Below are 13,229 nucleotides of genomic sequence, written 5' to 3'. Positions count from 1 at the left end.
ACAATGCCTGCCATCTCAATATTTCAGGGTAAGGATTCTTCATGGAGTTGCTACGGGTGGTTTGCCGCCAATATCGCTGGCCGTTTGTGGCGGTAATGGCGTTGACCATGGCCAGCGCGGCATTGGGTATCGGCATCATTGCCTTTATCAACCTGCGGCTGATGACGGCGGCGGGCGATCCGCTGGCGGTATTGCCGGAGTTTCTCGGGTTGCTGGCATTGCTGATGGCAGTGACGCTGGGTTCGCAGCTGGCGCTGACCACCTTGGGCCACCACTTTGTGTTCCGGCTACGTGGTCAACTGGTGAAACGGATCCTGGATACCCATATTGAGCGGATCGAGCAGTTGGGCAGCGCTGCGCTGTTGGCTAGCCTGGCCAGCGACATTCGCAATATTACCCTGGCTTTTGTGCGTTTGCCCGAACTGGTACAGGGGGTGATATTGACGTTGGGATCGGCAGCTTATTTGGGCTGGCTGTCGCCGCAGATGCTGGCGGTGACGGCCATCTGGGTCGCGGTAACGGTGTTTGGCAGCGGCTGTCTGGTATCGCGGGTCTATCGTCATCTGACCAACGTGCGTGAATCCGAAGAGCGACTCTATCAGCACTATCAGTCAGCCATAGACGGCCGTAAAGAGCTGGCGTTGAACCGCGATCGTGCCAAAGCGCTGTTTCGCCAGGCCTACCAGCCGGATGCCGAAGAGTATCGTTACCATATTATTCGTGCTGATACCTTCCATCTTAGCGCGGTGAACTGGTCGAATATCATGATGCTGGGCGCGATAGGCCTGGTGTTCTATATGGCCAACAGCCTGGGCTGGGCCGATACTGCCGTGGCGGCGACCTATTCACTGACGCTGCTGTTCCTGCGCACGCCGTTACTGCAGGCGGTGGGGGCATTCCCTACGCTTATCAGCGCAGAAGTGGCCTTCAACAAGGTCAAATCCTTACGGCTCGCCGACTATCAAGAGCAATTTCCTGCGGTAGCGGCCAAAGCCTGGCAAACATTGGAGCTGCGTGGGGTGATGTTCCACTATGGCGCGACGGAAGAAAAGGCAGGGTTCGCCGTGGGCCCGCTGAATTTGACGCTGCGCCGCGGCGAATTGGTGTTCCTGATTGGTGGCAATGGCAGCGGAAAATCGACGCTGGCCATGCTGCTGACCGGGCTGTATCAGCCGGTCAGTGGCCAGATATTACTGGACGGCATTGTGCAGAGCCCGGCGGATATACACCACTATCGCCGGTTGTTTTCCGCCATTTTCACCGATTTTCATCCGTTCCAGCATTTGCAGGGGCCTGATGGCGGGCAGCCGGATGCTGAACTGGTGGAAAGCTGGCTTCATCGGCTGAACATGAAAAACAAGCTGGAGTTTGACGGTCTTCGGGTGACCAATCCTCAGTTGTCCCAGGGGCAACGCAAGCGTCTGGCGCTGTTGCTGGCGGTGGCCGAAGAGCGGGATATTCTGCTATTGGACGAATGGGCGGCGGATCAGGATCCGCAATTTAGACGTATCTTCTACCGCGAATTGCTGCCGCAGCTGCGTGCGTTGGGCAAAACGGTGTTTGCCATTAGCCATGACGATCACTATTTCGAACATGCGGACCGCCTGTTGCAAATGCGCGATGGGCACCTTAGCGAATTGACCGGCAGCGAGCGTGAACTCGCCAGTAAAGACTCGGTTTCACATCTTGACTGATTAATGTTACTCGGGCGGCTGTCGCTGCCCGGGCCATCCCTCCCGTTAAAATCCCTTTCAAAAACCAACTTAACCCTGAGTTAATCAGGGCCTTGGTCGATCGTGCGATTGATTTGGTTTTTTAATAGTTTTTTATCTCAAAAAAGCTCGAATTACCCATTGATTTGTTCTGGTTGTCAGTACCATAAAAAACGGCCAGAAGTCCTCTACGGGGCTCATTTTTGTGCGGCCAGAACCGCGCCACTTGGGCGCTTTCCTCTCATTTAGGTGAATCCCTCTTATGGGGTAGCACGTATTTTTATAATTTCCATAGGAACAAACTACTTTATTGATCGTTTAAATAGATCAATAATCGATTATCGATTAGTTTAATCTATTGGATGGGGCGACTGTGATAGGCAAGGATGACGCGGATATCAAACGTAAAGCTTGGCTGTGCGTATTTATCGGCTGCGGGGTGTTTTGGCTGGCCGTCGCCGCCGTGATTTATTGGCTGTTTATTTAGGAAATAGGGTGATGGAAAAAAAACGCGTAAAGCGCACAGGGGGCTACCGGGATGAAAGTCCGGCCAAAATCCCCCCTTCATGGCAGTTGACGAGCGAGCAACGGGATTTCATCAACGACCTCTGGCAGGACGATGCCGGGGACCCTGGGCCGGAACACCCCGTTCCACCTAAGATTAACGAATAACCCGATTGCGCCCGGCCAACATGCCAAACAGCATTTGCAACAGTGTCAGGCACAACAGAACCATCAGTGGCAATCGCCAACCCTGGGTCAGATCGTGTAACAAACCGAACAGCGTGGGTCCCAGCGCCGCCAACAGATAGCCGACCGATTGCGCCATGCCGGACAGCTGCGTGGCCTGATGATGATGGCTGCTGCGCAGGCCAAAGAACGACAGCGCCAGCACCAAAGAACTCCCCGCCCCCAGACCGGCAAAAATCAACCACACCAGAGAGTAACCCGGTAGCAGCAACAGACCGGCGACGCCGATAAAAATCAGCAAAGAACCGCATAGCGCGATGGCGCGCTGATCGCGGGCGCGCGGCAGAATAAACACCATGACAAAGTTGGCGATGATCGCCACCACCTGATAGATAAACAGCTCAAAACCGGCCTGTTGCGGTGACGTACCGTGGCTGGCGGCAAAGGTGCTGAACCAACCGATAATGGTGTAGAAGGTGATGGATTGCAGCCCCATAAACAGCGCTACCTGCCAACCAAGTGCACTGCCCCAGGGGGATCGCGACGGTGCGGGTTGAGCCGGTGCTGCGTTACCGGCCGTCGGGGCCGATGCGCGGCGCAGCTGCGGCAGCCAGACAATCAGCGCCAACAGCGCCGGCAGGCCCCAGCACAGCAGGGAAAAGCGCCAGCCTTGGTCGTGCAACGTCGCCAGAGGTACCGCCAGGCCGGAGGCGGTGGCCGCCACCAGAGACATCACCGCGGCATAGGCAGCAATCATGGCGGCGGCGCGCTCTGGAAAGTCACGCTTTACCAGCGTGGGCAACACTACGTTGGCAAACGCGATGGCGGCACCGATCAACACGCTGCCCAGCCACAGCATGCCGGATTGCGGCATCGAACGCAGCACAATGCCAATCACCAGCAGCAGCAACGCCATGCCCAGCGTACGTTCAATGCCGATGCGCTTGGCCAGGCCGGGCGTGACCGGCGACAGCACGGCAAACAGGATCAGCGGCAGTGAATTAAGCAGGCCGGCCGAGGTGGCGGAAAGCATCAACTGCTGCTGGATCTGTTCCAGCAGCGGCCCCACGCTGGTCAGCGCGGCACGCAGGTTGGCAGCGACCAGCATAATGCCGGCGACGAGTAATAAGGGGTGAGGTAAACGGCTGCGTTTTGTCGCAGCAGGCGTTGGGGTTACAGCGGGTTGTGGCATGAGTTCCTCGCACCAGGGCATGCAGTCAATCAATTCTGCACGGCATGATGCGTTGATTGACGTTAACGCTTACGTAGCGGCAGGGAACCGCTATCTGCGCGCAAGTGTAGGGAAGAACCCCTGGCCTGACAAGGGGCCGATTAAGCGGTGCGCAAGCCTTTCCCCTGTCGCAAGCGGTACGCAGAATAGGCATAATTACGATTATGTGATCCCGATCACCCGACGAACTAAAAGTCGGTCAACCTGGCCGTTGCGCGGGCGCTTTCGTTCTGCGCACTGCGGCAGGCTTCTCACCCCGGTTACCGCGCTCGCCCTGACATTTCATTTTGCCTTTCGCTCCGCTAATTAATTTTCACTTCATTTCGATTCGAAAGGTTTTTAGCCACTTTTTCTGCTAAAACAGCGCTGTAACCGCGATCACAATTTCATTGCTTTCGCTTTGCTGTAATGCCTGCGCAGTAGAGCGAAAGCCATCTTCTCCCCGGCCTGGCCGGAAACCTGAGGACCGCAGCTCATGCCAGTGAATACCGCAAAGCGCCGTGAACACATTATCGATCTGTTATGCGAACACGGCAGCGTTCGCGTGGAGCAGCTCAGCAAACAGTTTGCCGTATCCACGGTGACGATCCGCAACGATCTGCGCTTTCTGGAACGAAAAGGGTGTGCGCTACGGGCCTATGGCGGCGCAATGCTCAATCAGCAATTTGCCTTCGATCGTCCACTGCATGACAAAGGACGGCTGAACCGCGATGTGAAGTCGCAGATCGCAAGCGTAGCGGCAAGCTATGTGCGTGATGGCGACGCGCTGATCCTCGATTCCGGTTCCACCACCACCCAGATAGTGCCGTTCCTGAAAGGACGACGCGATCTGGTGGTGATGACCAATGCGCTGAACATTGCCTATGAGCTTTCCGGTAATGATGGGGTGGAGGTGATGGTGTTGGGCGGCAGCGTGCGCCGTAATTCTTACTCGCTCTACGGTCCGGCTGCCGAGCAGCAATTGCGCCAGTACCGCTTCGACAAACTGTTTTTGGGCGTCGACGGTTTCGATCTGGTTGCAGGTATCACCACGCCTCACCCTGGAGAGGCGCACCTCAACCGCGTGATGTGCGAGGTGGCGCGCGAGATTATCGCCGTGGCGGATGCCAGCAAGTTTGGTCGCAAGAGCTTTTGCATGATTCGCGAAGCCGGACAAATTCATAGGCTGATCACCGACAGCCTTCTTCCGGACGATTACGAGCGGGCGTTAACCGAGTTGGGCGTGGAGGTAGTTATCGCCGATCGGTAATACTGCGCCTGCGTGGGGGATTCATGCAGCAGTTGTTACAGCTTGTTGAGCAGCACAAGGCCGGTAAACCGGTCGGGATCTTTTCCGTTTGTTCCGCTCACCCCTGGGTGCTGAAAGCGGCCCTGCGGCAGGCCAAAACGCGCGGCACGCCGGTACTGGTTGAGGCCACCTCGAATCAGGTCAATCAGTTTGGCGGCTACACCGGCCAGACGGCGGAACAGTTCCGCGATGCCCTGTGGCGATTGGCGGACGAGGAAGGGTTGGCACGCGATCGTTTGTGGCTGGGGGGCGATCATCTCGGCCCCAACGCCTGGCAGGATCGGCCGGCAGAAGAAGCAATGCAGTTGGCGGAAACGCTGATCGACGATTATGTTCGCGCCGGTTTTCGCAAAATCCACCTCGATTGCTCCATGTCTTGTGCCGGCGATCCCTTCCCTTTAAATGATGAAACTGTTGCTGCCCGTGCGGCACGTTTGTGTGCCATTGCTGAACGCGCCTGGCAGCAAAGCGGCGGTGAGCCACCGGTGTATGTGATCGGGACCGAAGTACCGGTGCCGGGCGGTGCTCAGGAGGCGCTGGAAGGCATGCAGGTCACCACGCCACGGGCGGTGCAGCAAACGCTTGAAATCCATCGCCTGGCCTGGCAGCAAGCGGAACTGGTCGATGCCTGGACGCGAACCATTGCGCTGGTGGTGCAGCCGGGCGTGGAGTTTGATCATCACAGCGTGGAGCACTATCAACCGCAGCGGGCCCATGAGCTGAGCCGCTTTATCGAACGGCAGCCGGGTATGGTGTACGAGGCGCACTCAACGGATTACCAACCGCCGCAGGCCTATCGACAGCTGGTGGGCGATCATTTTGCCATCCTGAAAGTCGGCCCGGCGCTGACCTTCGCACTGCGCGAAGCGCTGTTCGCACTGGATCATATTGAACGTGAATGGCTTGGCGAACATCAGTCGGCGCAGCTGTGCGCCACGCTGGAACAGGTCATGCGTGAGCAGCCGCAGCAGTGGAGCCGCTACTACCATGGCAACCCTCATCAACAGTATCTCGACCGCCACTATAGCCTGAGCGATCGGGTGCGTTACTACTGGCCACAGCCGCAGGTGCAGCAGGCGGTGGATGGCCTGATGGACAACCTGCGTCGTCACCCGGTGCCGTTGGCGCTGTTGAGCCAGTACCTGCCAGATCAGGCCCGCGCGCTGAATGCCGGAGAACTGAGCCAGGATCCGCAGGACTGGGTAATGCACAAGGTGACGCAGGTACTCGACGACTACCATGCCGCCTGCTATCCGGAGGTGCAGTGAAATGCCGAATATCTTGATGACTCGTATCGATAACCGACTGGTGCATGGCCAAGTGGGCGTCACCTGGACCAACACCCTGGGCGCGAACCTGGTGGTGGTGGCCAACGATGAGGCGGCAGCCGATCCTGTGCAGCAGAACCTGATGGATATGGTGGTGGCGGAAGGGGTGCAGACGCGCTACTTCACGCTGCAAAAGACCATCGACGTGATCCACAAGGCGGCGGATCGACAGAAGATCTTTTTGGTGTGCAAAACACCTCAGGATGTCTTGCGGTTGGTGCAGGGTGGGGTACCGATCCGTTTCGTGAACGTCGGCAACATGCATTTTGCTGAGGGGAAGCGGCAGGTGCATAAAACGGTCTCGCTGGATGAGAGCGACGTCGCCGCCTTTCGCGAGCTGGCGGCGCTTGGCGTTGAATGCGAGGTACGCCGGGTGCCGGATGAAGCGGGTGAGGCGGTCGGCAAGCTGCTGTTCTGAGTTCGGGGGAAATCATGTTAACTGATGCGTTATTGATTGCACTGTTGGCCGGGCTGGCGGGGGTCGATCTGTTTGACGGCCTGACCCACTTTCATCGCCCGGTGGTGCTGGGGCCGCTGGTCGGCCTGATTTTGGGGGATGTGTACACAGGCCTGTTGGTGGGCGGTACGCTGGAATTGGTATGGATGGGTATGGTGCCGCTGGCGGGCGCCCAGCCGCCAAACGTGGTGATTGGCGGGGTGATCGGCACGGCGTTTGCCATCCTGACCAAGGCCGATCCCAAGGTGGCGATCGGCGTGGCCGTGCCGTTTTCTATCGCGGTGCAGGGCTGCATTACGCTGCTGTTTACCCTGTTTTCACCGATGATGCACCGCTGCGATCGGATGGTGAAAGAGCTGAACTGGCGCGGCATCGAACGGGTGAATTATCTCGGCATAAGCATCCTGTTCGCGTTCTATTTTGTGGTGGCCTTTTTGCCGATTTATTTCGGCGCCGATGCGGCCAGCGCCATGGTGCAAAAGGCACCGACCTGGCTGCTGGACGGCCTGGCGGTGGCGGGCGGCATGATGCCGGCGATCGGTTTCTCGCTGTTGATGAAAGTGATGATGAAAAAAACCTACGTGGCTTACTTCATCCTCGGCTTTATTTCCGTCACCTTCCTGAAACTGCCGATCCTGGCGGTGGCACTGGGGGCACTGGCGATCGCACTGATCGATTTCTTTAACAGCCAACGATCCGGGGCGGACACGCCCAAACCGTCCGTACAACAGGAGGATGCTGAAGATGGCATTTAATGATTCCGACGATCTGCTGGCGCAAAAAGCGGAGCAGCGCATGGCGCAGGCCCTGGCGACCAGCCAGGTAGACCAGGACGACTATATCGACAGCGAGCCGGCAGAAGCGCTGACCCGTGGCGATATCAACCGCATGGCCTGGCGTTCCCTGCTGCTGCAGGCGTCTTTTAACTATGAACGCATGCAGGCCGGTGGCTGGCTTTATCAGTTGATCCCGGGGTTGCGCAAGATCCATCGCAATCCGCAGGATCTGGCCAATTCGATGAAGATGCACATGGAGTTTATCAACGTGCACCCGTTCGACGTCACCTTCCTGTCAGGTCTGGTGCTGGCGATGGAGCAGAACAAGGAGAAAATCTCCACCATCCGTGCGGTAAAAGTGGCGCTGATGGGGCCGCTGGGCGGCATCGGTGATGCGCTGTTCTGGCTAACGTTGTTACCTATCTGCGCCGGGATCGGCGCCTCGTTGGCGCTGGAAGGCAGCCTGTTCGGGCCGATCGTCTTCCTGCTGCTGTTTAACGTTTTTCACTTCGGCTTGCGGTTCGGGCTGGCGCACTATGGCTATCAGGCCGGCACCAGCGCCTTGGCGCTGCTGAAAACCCATACGCGGCGAATATCACACGCCGCTTCGATTGTCGGCATGACGGTGATCGGGGCGCTGGTGGCTTCCTATGTCCATCTTTCCACCCCGCTGGTGATGCATGCCGGCAAGGCCAGCGTGGCGCTGCAGACCGACGTGCTGGACAAGCTGATGCCCAACTTGCTGCCGCTGTGCTTTACGCTGCTGATCTTCTTCCTGATGAAGCGGGGCTTCTCGCCGGTGAAACTGATTGGCGTGACGGTGGTGATCGGGGTGGTCGGCAAATTTATCGGTTTACTGTGAGGAACGGGCTATGCCAGGCATTGTCATTACCGGCCACGGCGGCTTTGCCAGTGGCCTGCTGCAGGCGGTGGAACAGGTGGTGGGGCCGCAGCAAAATTGCGTCGCGGTCAATTTTCCGGAGCAGATGAGCACCGCTCAGTTAAGGGTTGCCCTTAACGCGGCGCTGGCCGAAGTGGCCCAGACGGACGGCGTGGTGTTTCTCACCGATATGCTCGGGGGGTCACCGTTCCGCTGCGCCAGCGAACTGGCGGACGAGCGCGGTGACTGTGAAGTGTTGACCGGGGTAAACATGCAGCTGGCAGCGGAAATGATGCTGGAACGCGATGGGCTGAGCCTGGATGAGTTTCGCGAAGTGGCGTTGGCGTGCGGCAAGCGCGGGCTGACCAGCCTGTGGCACGAAAGGCGTCGGGTGAAATGCGAGGACGTTCAGGCCGACGGCATCTGAGTAAAGTCGGGCGCAACCGTACAGGCTGCGCCCGGGCACTTAGCCGGCAACGGGCAAGGGGCTGAGTGCCATACGTGCCGGTTGGCTTTCTTGCGCGCGGCTAAAGCGCCAGCAGCTCTGATGATATTTCGCCACGCTGTTGCGGTGCGCCACGCTAACCAGCGTCACGTCCGGCAGTTCATCCACCAACAGGCAGTACATCAGTTGCTCGGTTTCGTCGTCCAGCGCGCTGGTGGCTTCGTCGAGGAACAAAATGTCCGGGCGAGTCAGGATCGCACGGGCGAAGGCTAATCGCTGTTGTTCACCCGGCGACAGGCGCTGGCTCCAGTTGGCGCTGGTATCCAGCCAGCGCTGAAGGTGTTTAAGGCGACAGTTCTCCAGGACTTTCAGCAGCTGTTCATCGCTGTACTCGGCGGCGAGATGCGGATAGCTGAGCGCCTCTCGCAGCGTACCGATCGGAATATAACTGCGTTGCGGCAGGAATAACGTACTGCTGGCGGTGTCGAGCCCAATCGCGCCGGAACCGTACGGCCAGATACCGGCAATGGCGCGCAACAGGGTTGATTTACCGCAGCCGGAGGGGCCAACGATCAGCACGCGATCGCCACGTTTGAGCGTCATTGAGGTCGGCTCCAGCAAGCGTTGGCCATCCGGCAGTTGCAGACTGAGGCGGTCCAGGGACATCGGCTGCTCATTTTCCTGCTGCAATAGAATGCCGCGCTGCTGATGGTGTACCTGATCTACGGCGGCGTTAAAACCGGCGAGGCGGTTAACGCAGGCTTTCCAGGTGGCCAGATCGGTGAAGGCGTCGATGAACCAGGACAGCGCCCCCTGCACTTGCCCAAAAGCGGAGGCAATCTGCATCATCCCCCCCATTTCAATGGCGCCGGAAAAATAGCGTGGTGCAGCTACCAGCAACGGAAAGACAATGGCGAATTGGCTGTAAAAATTGGAGGCAATATTGAGCCGCCGGGTGATGCGCATGATTGACCACCAGTTGGCACGGATGGCTTCAAAGCGCCCACCCAGCTGTTGTGCTTCATGCGGCTCGCCGTGATACAGCGCGATGGCATCATTATTTTCACGGATGCGGATCAGGCCGAAACGAAAGTTCGCTTCATAGCGTTCCTGATTAAAACCCAATTGCACCAAGGGCTTACCCACACCCCAGATCAGCAGGGATCCCAACCCGGCATACAACAGGGCGAACCATACCATATAGCCTGGCAGGGTAATGGCATGCTGGCTGATGACAAAGGTAATGGGGCCGCTGACGTGCCAGAGAATGGCGATAAAAGAAAACAGCGTCACCAGGCTGGACAGCAGCCCAAGCGAAAGCGACAACGTGTATTGGGTCAGCACGTTGAGATCTTCGGCGATACGCTGGTCCGGGTTATCGACGATTTGCTGCTGTTCGGTATGGTAATACGCCTGATGCGCCAGCCATTTGCCCATGAATTTTTCGGTCATCCAGCGCCGCCAGTGCATCTGCAGGCCTTGCGTCAGGTAAATTTTAAACACCGCCAGCACGATGAAAATCAGCGCCAGATAGGTAAAACGCCACAGCTGCGCCTTGAATACCGGGTAATTTTTATTTTGCAGCGCGTCGTAAAACACCTGATTCCACTGGTTGATCAGCACGCTGATGTACACCAACCCCAGCGATAAGGCGATGATGGCGATCAGCATCGCCCAGGCCCGAAGTTTCTCTTCCGAAACCCAGAAGGGCTTGATCAGTTGCCAGACGGCGTGTTTGGGTGTGGGGGTAGCGTTCATGGACTCTCGCAGGTTTTGTCTTTTTTTCAGCATGGGCCGGGGACAGGTAACAAACAAACCCTGACTGTAAGCAGTTTTGACGCCGCTAACCGTTTGAAATATTGCGGCTGAATCGTCAGGGGTGATGCCGTGGCGGTTGGCGGTTATACTGGCGCCGAAATTGGGTTCGTTTACTGCGGAAAGGATAAGTGATGAAGGCGTGGGTTCCCCTGCTGTTGGCCTATGGTGCGCTTGCCAGCGACCGGGCAATGGCGCAGATTGACGAGCCGGATATTGATGCCGATTGTCACAAGGTCGCCAGTTATGCTGAGTTGGGCAAAAATGCCTACCAGCGTGGCGATTACCTGCGCGCCGCCGATATTTTCCGCGATCAGGCCGCCTGGAGTGAGTTTTGCGGTTTGGACCGTCAGGCAACCGCCACCGCCTATAACAACGTGGCGCTGGCGCTGATGCACGCCGGCGAGCTGCTTAAGGCGCGTGCCTATTTGGCTCTGGCGCCGCAGGACAGTAAATCCCAGCATAATCTCAAGCTGTTGCAGGAGCGGCTGGCGAAGCGAGCGCCGCTCACCGGGCCGGGCGGAGTCTATTGGCAATATGCCGGGCGCGGCGTCTGGAACGAGGTGGAGGTCAAGCCGCAAGATGAACGCTGGCTGATCAGTTACTCCGGCTATTACATGCCGCAGATGGGCCTGTATTACGGGCCGAATATGGGAGAGTTCGCTCAGACGTTGCCGATAGAGCAGGGTAAGGCGGTGTACCGTCAGCGGGAACCGGAAGACGCGATGGCCTGCGATGTGGCGATGCAATTCACCCGCGACGGCCTGGACATGCATACCCAGGGCGATTGCGGTTTCGGTTTTAACGTGCGTGCGGAAGGGCACTTTGTGCGGGTTGAATAATCAGCTCCGGGCATCCAATACGTTGAATACCCGGCAGCCGTAACAGCTATTACGCCCAGGTGGCGGCGCCGCTCAATAACTCTTTCCAGGCCTCAACGTTGCCAAGATAGTTGCCCGCCGGGATCTGGCGCAGCTGGCCTTCGCTGTCTTGCAGAGCGAAAGTTGGGAACCCCTGGCCCTGAACCTTGGCAAGCAGCGCCCGGCTTTGTGCGATGTGCTGCGCGGTTGGCGCTCCGGCGTTAAACCGCATTTCGGCGATAAACGGAGCAGAGGGCAAGCCCAGCTCTTTCGCCAGGGCTTCCAGCACCGGCGTGTCGGCGATACGGCGGCCTTCCTGATAATGCGCCTCCTGAATGCGGTGCAGCATATCCAGCCCGCGTCCCGCCAGCGCCTGTGCCGCCAGTATGGCGGTAATCGGCGGCTCCGAGTCCATCACTGCCGTGGTATCACGCAGCAATCCATTGAAATAGGCTTCGCCAAAGGGCTGGCCGGTTAACTCCGCAATGCGCTTGTCATGCGGGATCACATAATTGCGCCATTCATCCGTGATTTGACGGCGGTTGTTGCCGGTCATCATGCCGCCGGCGTGCAGGGCGACGGTCAACCCTGGAATGGTTTTGGCCGCTTTCACCAGTGGGGCTGCGCCATAGCACCAGCCGCACAGCGGATCGAAAATGTAATGCAGAGTCGAGCCAGTCATGTTTATTCCTCGTTTTACCCGCCGGCCAGGTGGCGGGCGGGTAGCGATAAGGCCTTAGCCTGTGTGTATCAGCGCGCTTATTGCGGCCACTTCATTTCGCCTTTCAGCACTTTGGCGCTCAGTTCCAGGCTCGATTCGTCTTTCAGGTTCGGGTAATGCTTTTTCATTGCCGCCACCAGCTCCGCAGAGTCTTTGGCTTTCGGCAGCTCAGCTTCCAGCGTGGTCAGGTAGTTCTGGGTAAAGGTCACGGATTTCAGCGTCTGGTCTGCGCCCGGCAGGAAATGACCAGGGACCACGACTTTAGGTTTCAGCGCCTTGATGCCTTCCAGCGTTTGCTGCCAGTGCGCGCGGGATTCAACGGTCTGGTTATCGGCAATCCACGGATGGATATTGTCACCGGCGACCGGCACACCGCCGACTACCGCTTTCAGCGCTGGGATCCACACGTAGGTACGTTCCGGCGTCGGGCCGGTCAGGCCTTTCACTTCCACTTTCTGGCCGTCTACGGTGAAGCTGTCACCCTGCAACGCCTGAGGCACCACCACCGCTTTCGGTGCATTGTCCTTCAGGATAGGGCCCCAGTACGCCACTTTGCCGTCTTTGGTGGCGTTGATTTCTTCGATGGTACCTGGTGACGCGATGATTTTAGCTTCCGGGAACGCCGCTTTAATGACGTCCAGACCAAAATAGAAATCCGGATCCGAATGGCTGATGTAAACGGTGGTCAGCTTCTTGCCGGTCGCTTTGATCTTGTTCACCAGCGCTTCGGCGTCGTTGCGTTGGAACTGGGCGTCGATCAGCGCGACTTCGTTTTTACCGCTGATGATTTCGGAGGACACCGGGAACACGCTTTTCTCACCTGGGTTATACACTTCCATCGTCAGGGTATTGGCGGCGGTGGCGTAGGTGCTTACGGTGGCGATGCCGGCAAAAGCCAGGGTCAACAATGATTTCTTAAACATGGGCAGAGGTCCTTGGGGTGCGATTAATGTTGTACAGATGTTAGGTTGCATAAAGCGATAGAAAAACCGGATAATGAGCAATTATTCATTGCGTAAATCGGAC

13 protein-coding genes are annotated in these 13,229 nt (G+C 57.9%); 9 read left to right on the top strand and 4 right to left on the bottom strand.

What is annotated here, in order from left to right; all coding sequences use genetic code 11:
• Positions 1 to 41 precede the first annotated feature (41 nt).
• Both H5P17_RS12260 and H5P17_RS12255 read left to right on the top strand, forming a co-directional pair.
• Complete coding sequence (locus H5P17_RS12260; RefSeq protein WP_182823166.1) at positions 42 to 1,694, top strand: multidrug ABC transporter permease/ATP-binding protein; 1,653 nt, start codon at positions 42 to 44, stop codon at positions 1,692 to 1,694.
• Positions 1,695 to 2,085: 391 nt separating this feature from the next.
• Positions 2,086 to 2,199 (top strand): YmiA family putative membrane protein, encoded by a 114-nt coding sequence (locus tag H5P17_RS12255; protein ID WP_044553206.1) that lies wholly within the window; start codon positions 2,086 to 2,088, stop codon positions 2,197 to 2,199.
• 174 nt (positions 2,200 to 2,373) lie between these two features.
• Here H5P17_RS12255 and H5P17_RS12250 read toward each other — a convergent pair whose 3' ends face one another.
• Positions 2,374 to 3,594: an MFS transporter gene (locus tag H5P17_RS12250; RefSeq protein WP_182823164.1), complete on the bottom strand. Its 1,221-nt coding sequence runs from the start codon at positions 3,592 to 3,594 to the stop codon at positions 2,374 to 2,376.
• 514 nt (positions 3,595 to 4,108) lie between these two features.
• Here H5P17_RS12250 and agaR point away from each other — a divergent pair.
• The 6 genes from agaR to agaF are packed head-to-tail and all read left to right on the top strand — an operon-like array spanning position 4,109 to position 8,789.
• Positions 4,109 to 4,882, top strand: coding sequence for a transcriptional repressor AgaR (gene agaR, locus H5P17_RS12245; RefSeq protein ID WP_012146552.1), 774 nt, complete (start codon positions 4,109 to 4,111; stop codon positions 4,880 to 4,882).
• A 23-nt stretch (positions 4,883 to 4,905) separates the two neighbouring features.
• Positions 4,906 to 6,189 (top strand): D-tagatose-bisphosphate aldolase, class II, non-catalytic subunit, encoded by a 1,284-nt coding sequence (locus H5P17_RS12240; protein ID WP_182823162.1) that lies wholly within the window; start codon positions 4,906 to 4,908, stop codon positions 6,187 to 6,189.
• A 1-nt stretch (position 6,190) separates the two neighbouring features.
• Positions 6,191 to 6,667, top strand: a complete 477-nt coding sequence (agaV, locus tag H5P17_RS12235; protein WP_044553202.1) for a PTS N-acetylgalactosamine transporter subunit IIB — start codon at positions 6,191 to 6,193, stop codon at positions 6,665 to 6,667.
• A 14-nt stretch (positions 6,668 to 6,681) separates the two neighbouring features.
• Complete coding sequence (gene agaW / locus H5P17_RS12230; RefSeq protein ID WP_020828422.1) at positions 6,682 to 7,461, top strand: PTS N-acetylgalactosamine transporter subunit IIC; 780 nt, start codon at positions 6,682 to 6,684, stop codon at positions 7,459 to 7,461.
• Positions 7,451 to 8,344, top strand: coding sequence for a PTS system mannose/fructose/sorbose family transporter subunit IID (locus tag H5P17_RS12225; RefSeq protein ID WP_182823160.1), 894 nt, complete (start codon positions 7,451 to 7,453; stop codon positions 8,342 to 8,344). Before agaW ends, H5P17_RS12225 begins: the two co-directional genes overlap by 11 nt.
• 10 nt (positions 8,345 to 8,354) lie before the next feature.
• Positions 8,355 to 8,789 carry a PTS galactosamine/N-acetylgalactosamine transporter subunit IIA gene (gene agaF, locus H5P17_RS12220; RefSeq protein ID WP_044553199.1) on the top strand — a complete coding sequence of 145 codons (435 nt, stop codon included), beginning with the start codon at positions 8,355 to 8,357 and terminating at the stop codon, positions 8,787 to 8,789.
• 39 nt (positions 8,790 to 8,828) lie between these two features.
• Here agaF and H5P17_RS12215 read toward each other — a convergent pair whose 3' ends face one another.
• Positions 8,829 to 10,565, bottom strand: a complete 1,737-nt coding sequence (locus H5P17_RS12215; protein WP_182823157.1) for an ABC transporter ATP-binding protein/permease — start codon at positions 10,563 to 10,565, stop codon at positions 8,829 to 8,831.
• Between the two features lie 191 nt (positions 10,566 to 10,756).
• On the opposite strand from H5P17_RS12215, the gene H5P17_RS12210 reads away from it, so the two are divergent.
• A complete protein-coding gene (locus H5P17_RS12210) occupies positions 10,757 to 11,464 on the top strand; it encodes a tetratricopeptide repeat protein (protein ID WP_182823155.1) in 708 nt (235 codons plus the stop codon).
• 49 nt (positions 11,465 to 11,513) lie between these two features.
• On the opposite strand, the gene H5P17_RS12205 is transcribed toward H5P17_RS12210, so the two are convergent.
• Positions 11,514 to 12,164 carry a DsbA family protein gene (locus H5P17_RS12205; protein ID WP_044553197.1) on the bottom strand — a complete coding sequence of 217 codons (651 nt, stop codon included), beginning with the start codon at positions 12,162 to 12,164 and terminating at the stop codon, positions 11,514 to 11,516.
• A 77-nt stretch (positions 12,165 to 12,241) separates the two neighbouring features.
• Entirely contained in the window at positions 12,242 to 13,126 is an 885-nt protein-coding gene (locus H5P17_RS12200) for an MBL fold metallo-hydrolase (protein ID WP_044553196.1), read from the bottom strand.
• Between the last annotated feature and the right edge of the window lie 103 nt (positions 13,127 to 13,229).

Source organism: Serratia sp. OS31 (genome assembly GCF_014164835.1).
Lineage (GTDB): Bacteria > Pseudomonadota > Gammaproteobacteria > Enterobacterales > Enterobacteriaceae > Serratia > Serratia liquefaciens_A.
The sequence above is the reverse complement of the archived record's forward strand: the minus strand, read 5'-3'. Positions and strand labels throughout refer to the sequence as shown.

Coding starts and splice junctions, on each gene's coding strand:
- agaV (WP_044553202.1), top strand. CDS start 6,191: ATGCCGAATATCTTGATGACTCGTATCGATAACCGACTGGTGCATGGC.
- H5P17_RS12205 (WP_044553197.1), bottom strand. CDS start 12,164: ATGACTGGCTCGACTCTGCATTACATTTTCGATCCGCTGTGCGGCTGG.
- agaF (WP_044553199.1), top strand. CDS start 8,355: ATGCCAGGCATTGTCATTACCGGCCACGGCGGCTTTGCCAGTGGCCTG.
- H5P17_RS12225 (WP_182823160.1), top strand. CDS start 7,451: ATGGCATTTAATGATTCCGACGATCTGCTGGCGCAAAAAGCGGAGCAG.
- H5P17_RS12200 (WP_044553196.1), bottom strand. CDS start 13,126: ATGTTTAAGAAATCATTGTTGACCCTGGCTTTTGCCGGCATCGCCACC.
- H5P17_RS12210 (WP_182823155.1), top strand. CDS start 10,757: ATGAAGGCGTGGGTTCCCCTGCTGTTGGCCTATGGTGCGCTTGCCAGC.
- H5P17_RS12215 (WP_182823157.1), bottom strand. CDS start 10,565: ATGAACGCTACCCCCACACCCAAACACGCCGTCTGGCAACTGATCAAG.
- H5P17_RS12250 (WP_182823164.1), bottom strand. CDS start 3,594: ATGCCACAACCCGCTGTAACCCCAACGCCTGCTGCGACAAAACGCAGC.
- agaW (WP_020828422.1), top strand. CDS start 6,682: ATGTTAACTGATGCGTTATTGATTGCACTGTTGGCCGGGCTGGCGGGG.
- H5P17_RS12240 (WP_182823162.1), top strand. CDS start 4,906: ATGCAGCAGTTGTTACAGCTTGTTGAGCAGCACAAGGCCGGTAAACCG.
- agaR (WP_012146552.1), top strand. CDS start 4,109: ATGCCAGTGAATACCGCAAAGCGCCGTGAACACATTATCGATCTGTTA.
- H5P17_RS12260 (WP_182823166.1), top strand. CDS start 42: ATGGAGTTGCTACGGGTGGTTTGCCGCCAATATCGCTGGCCGTTTGTG.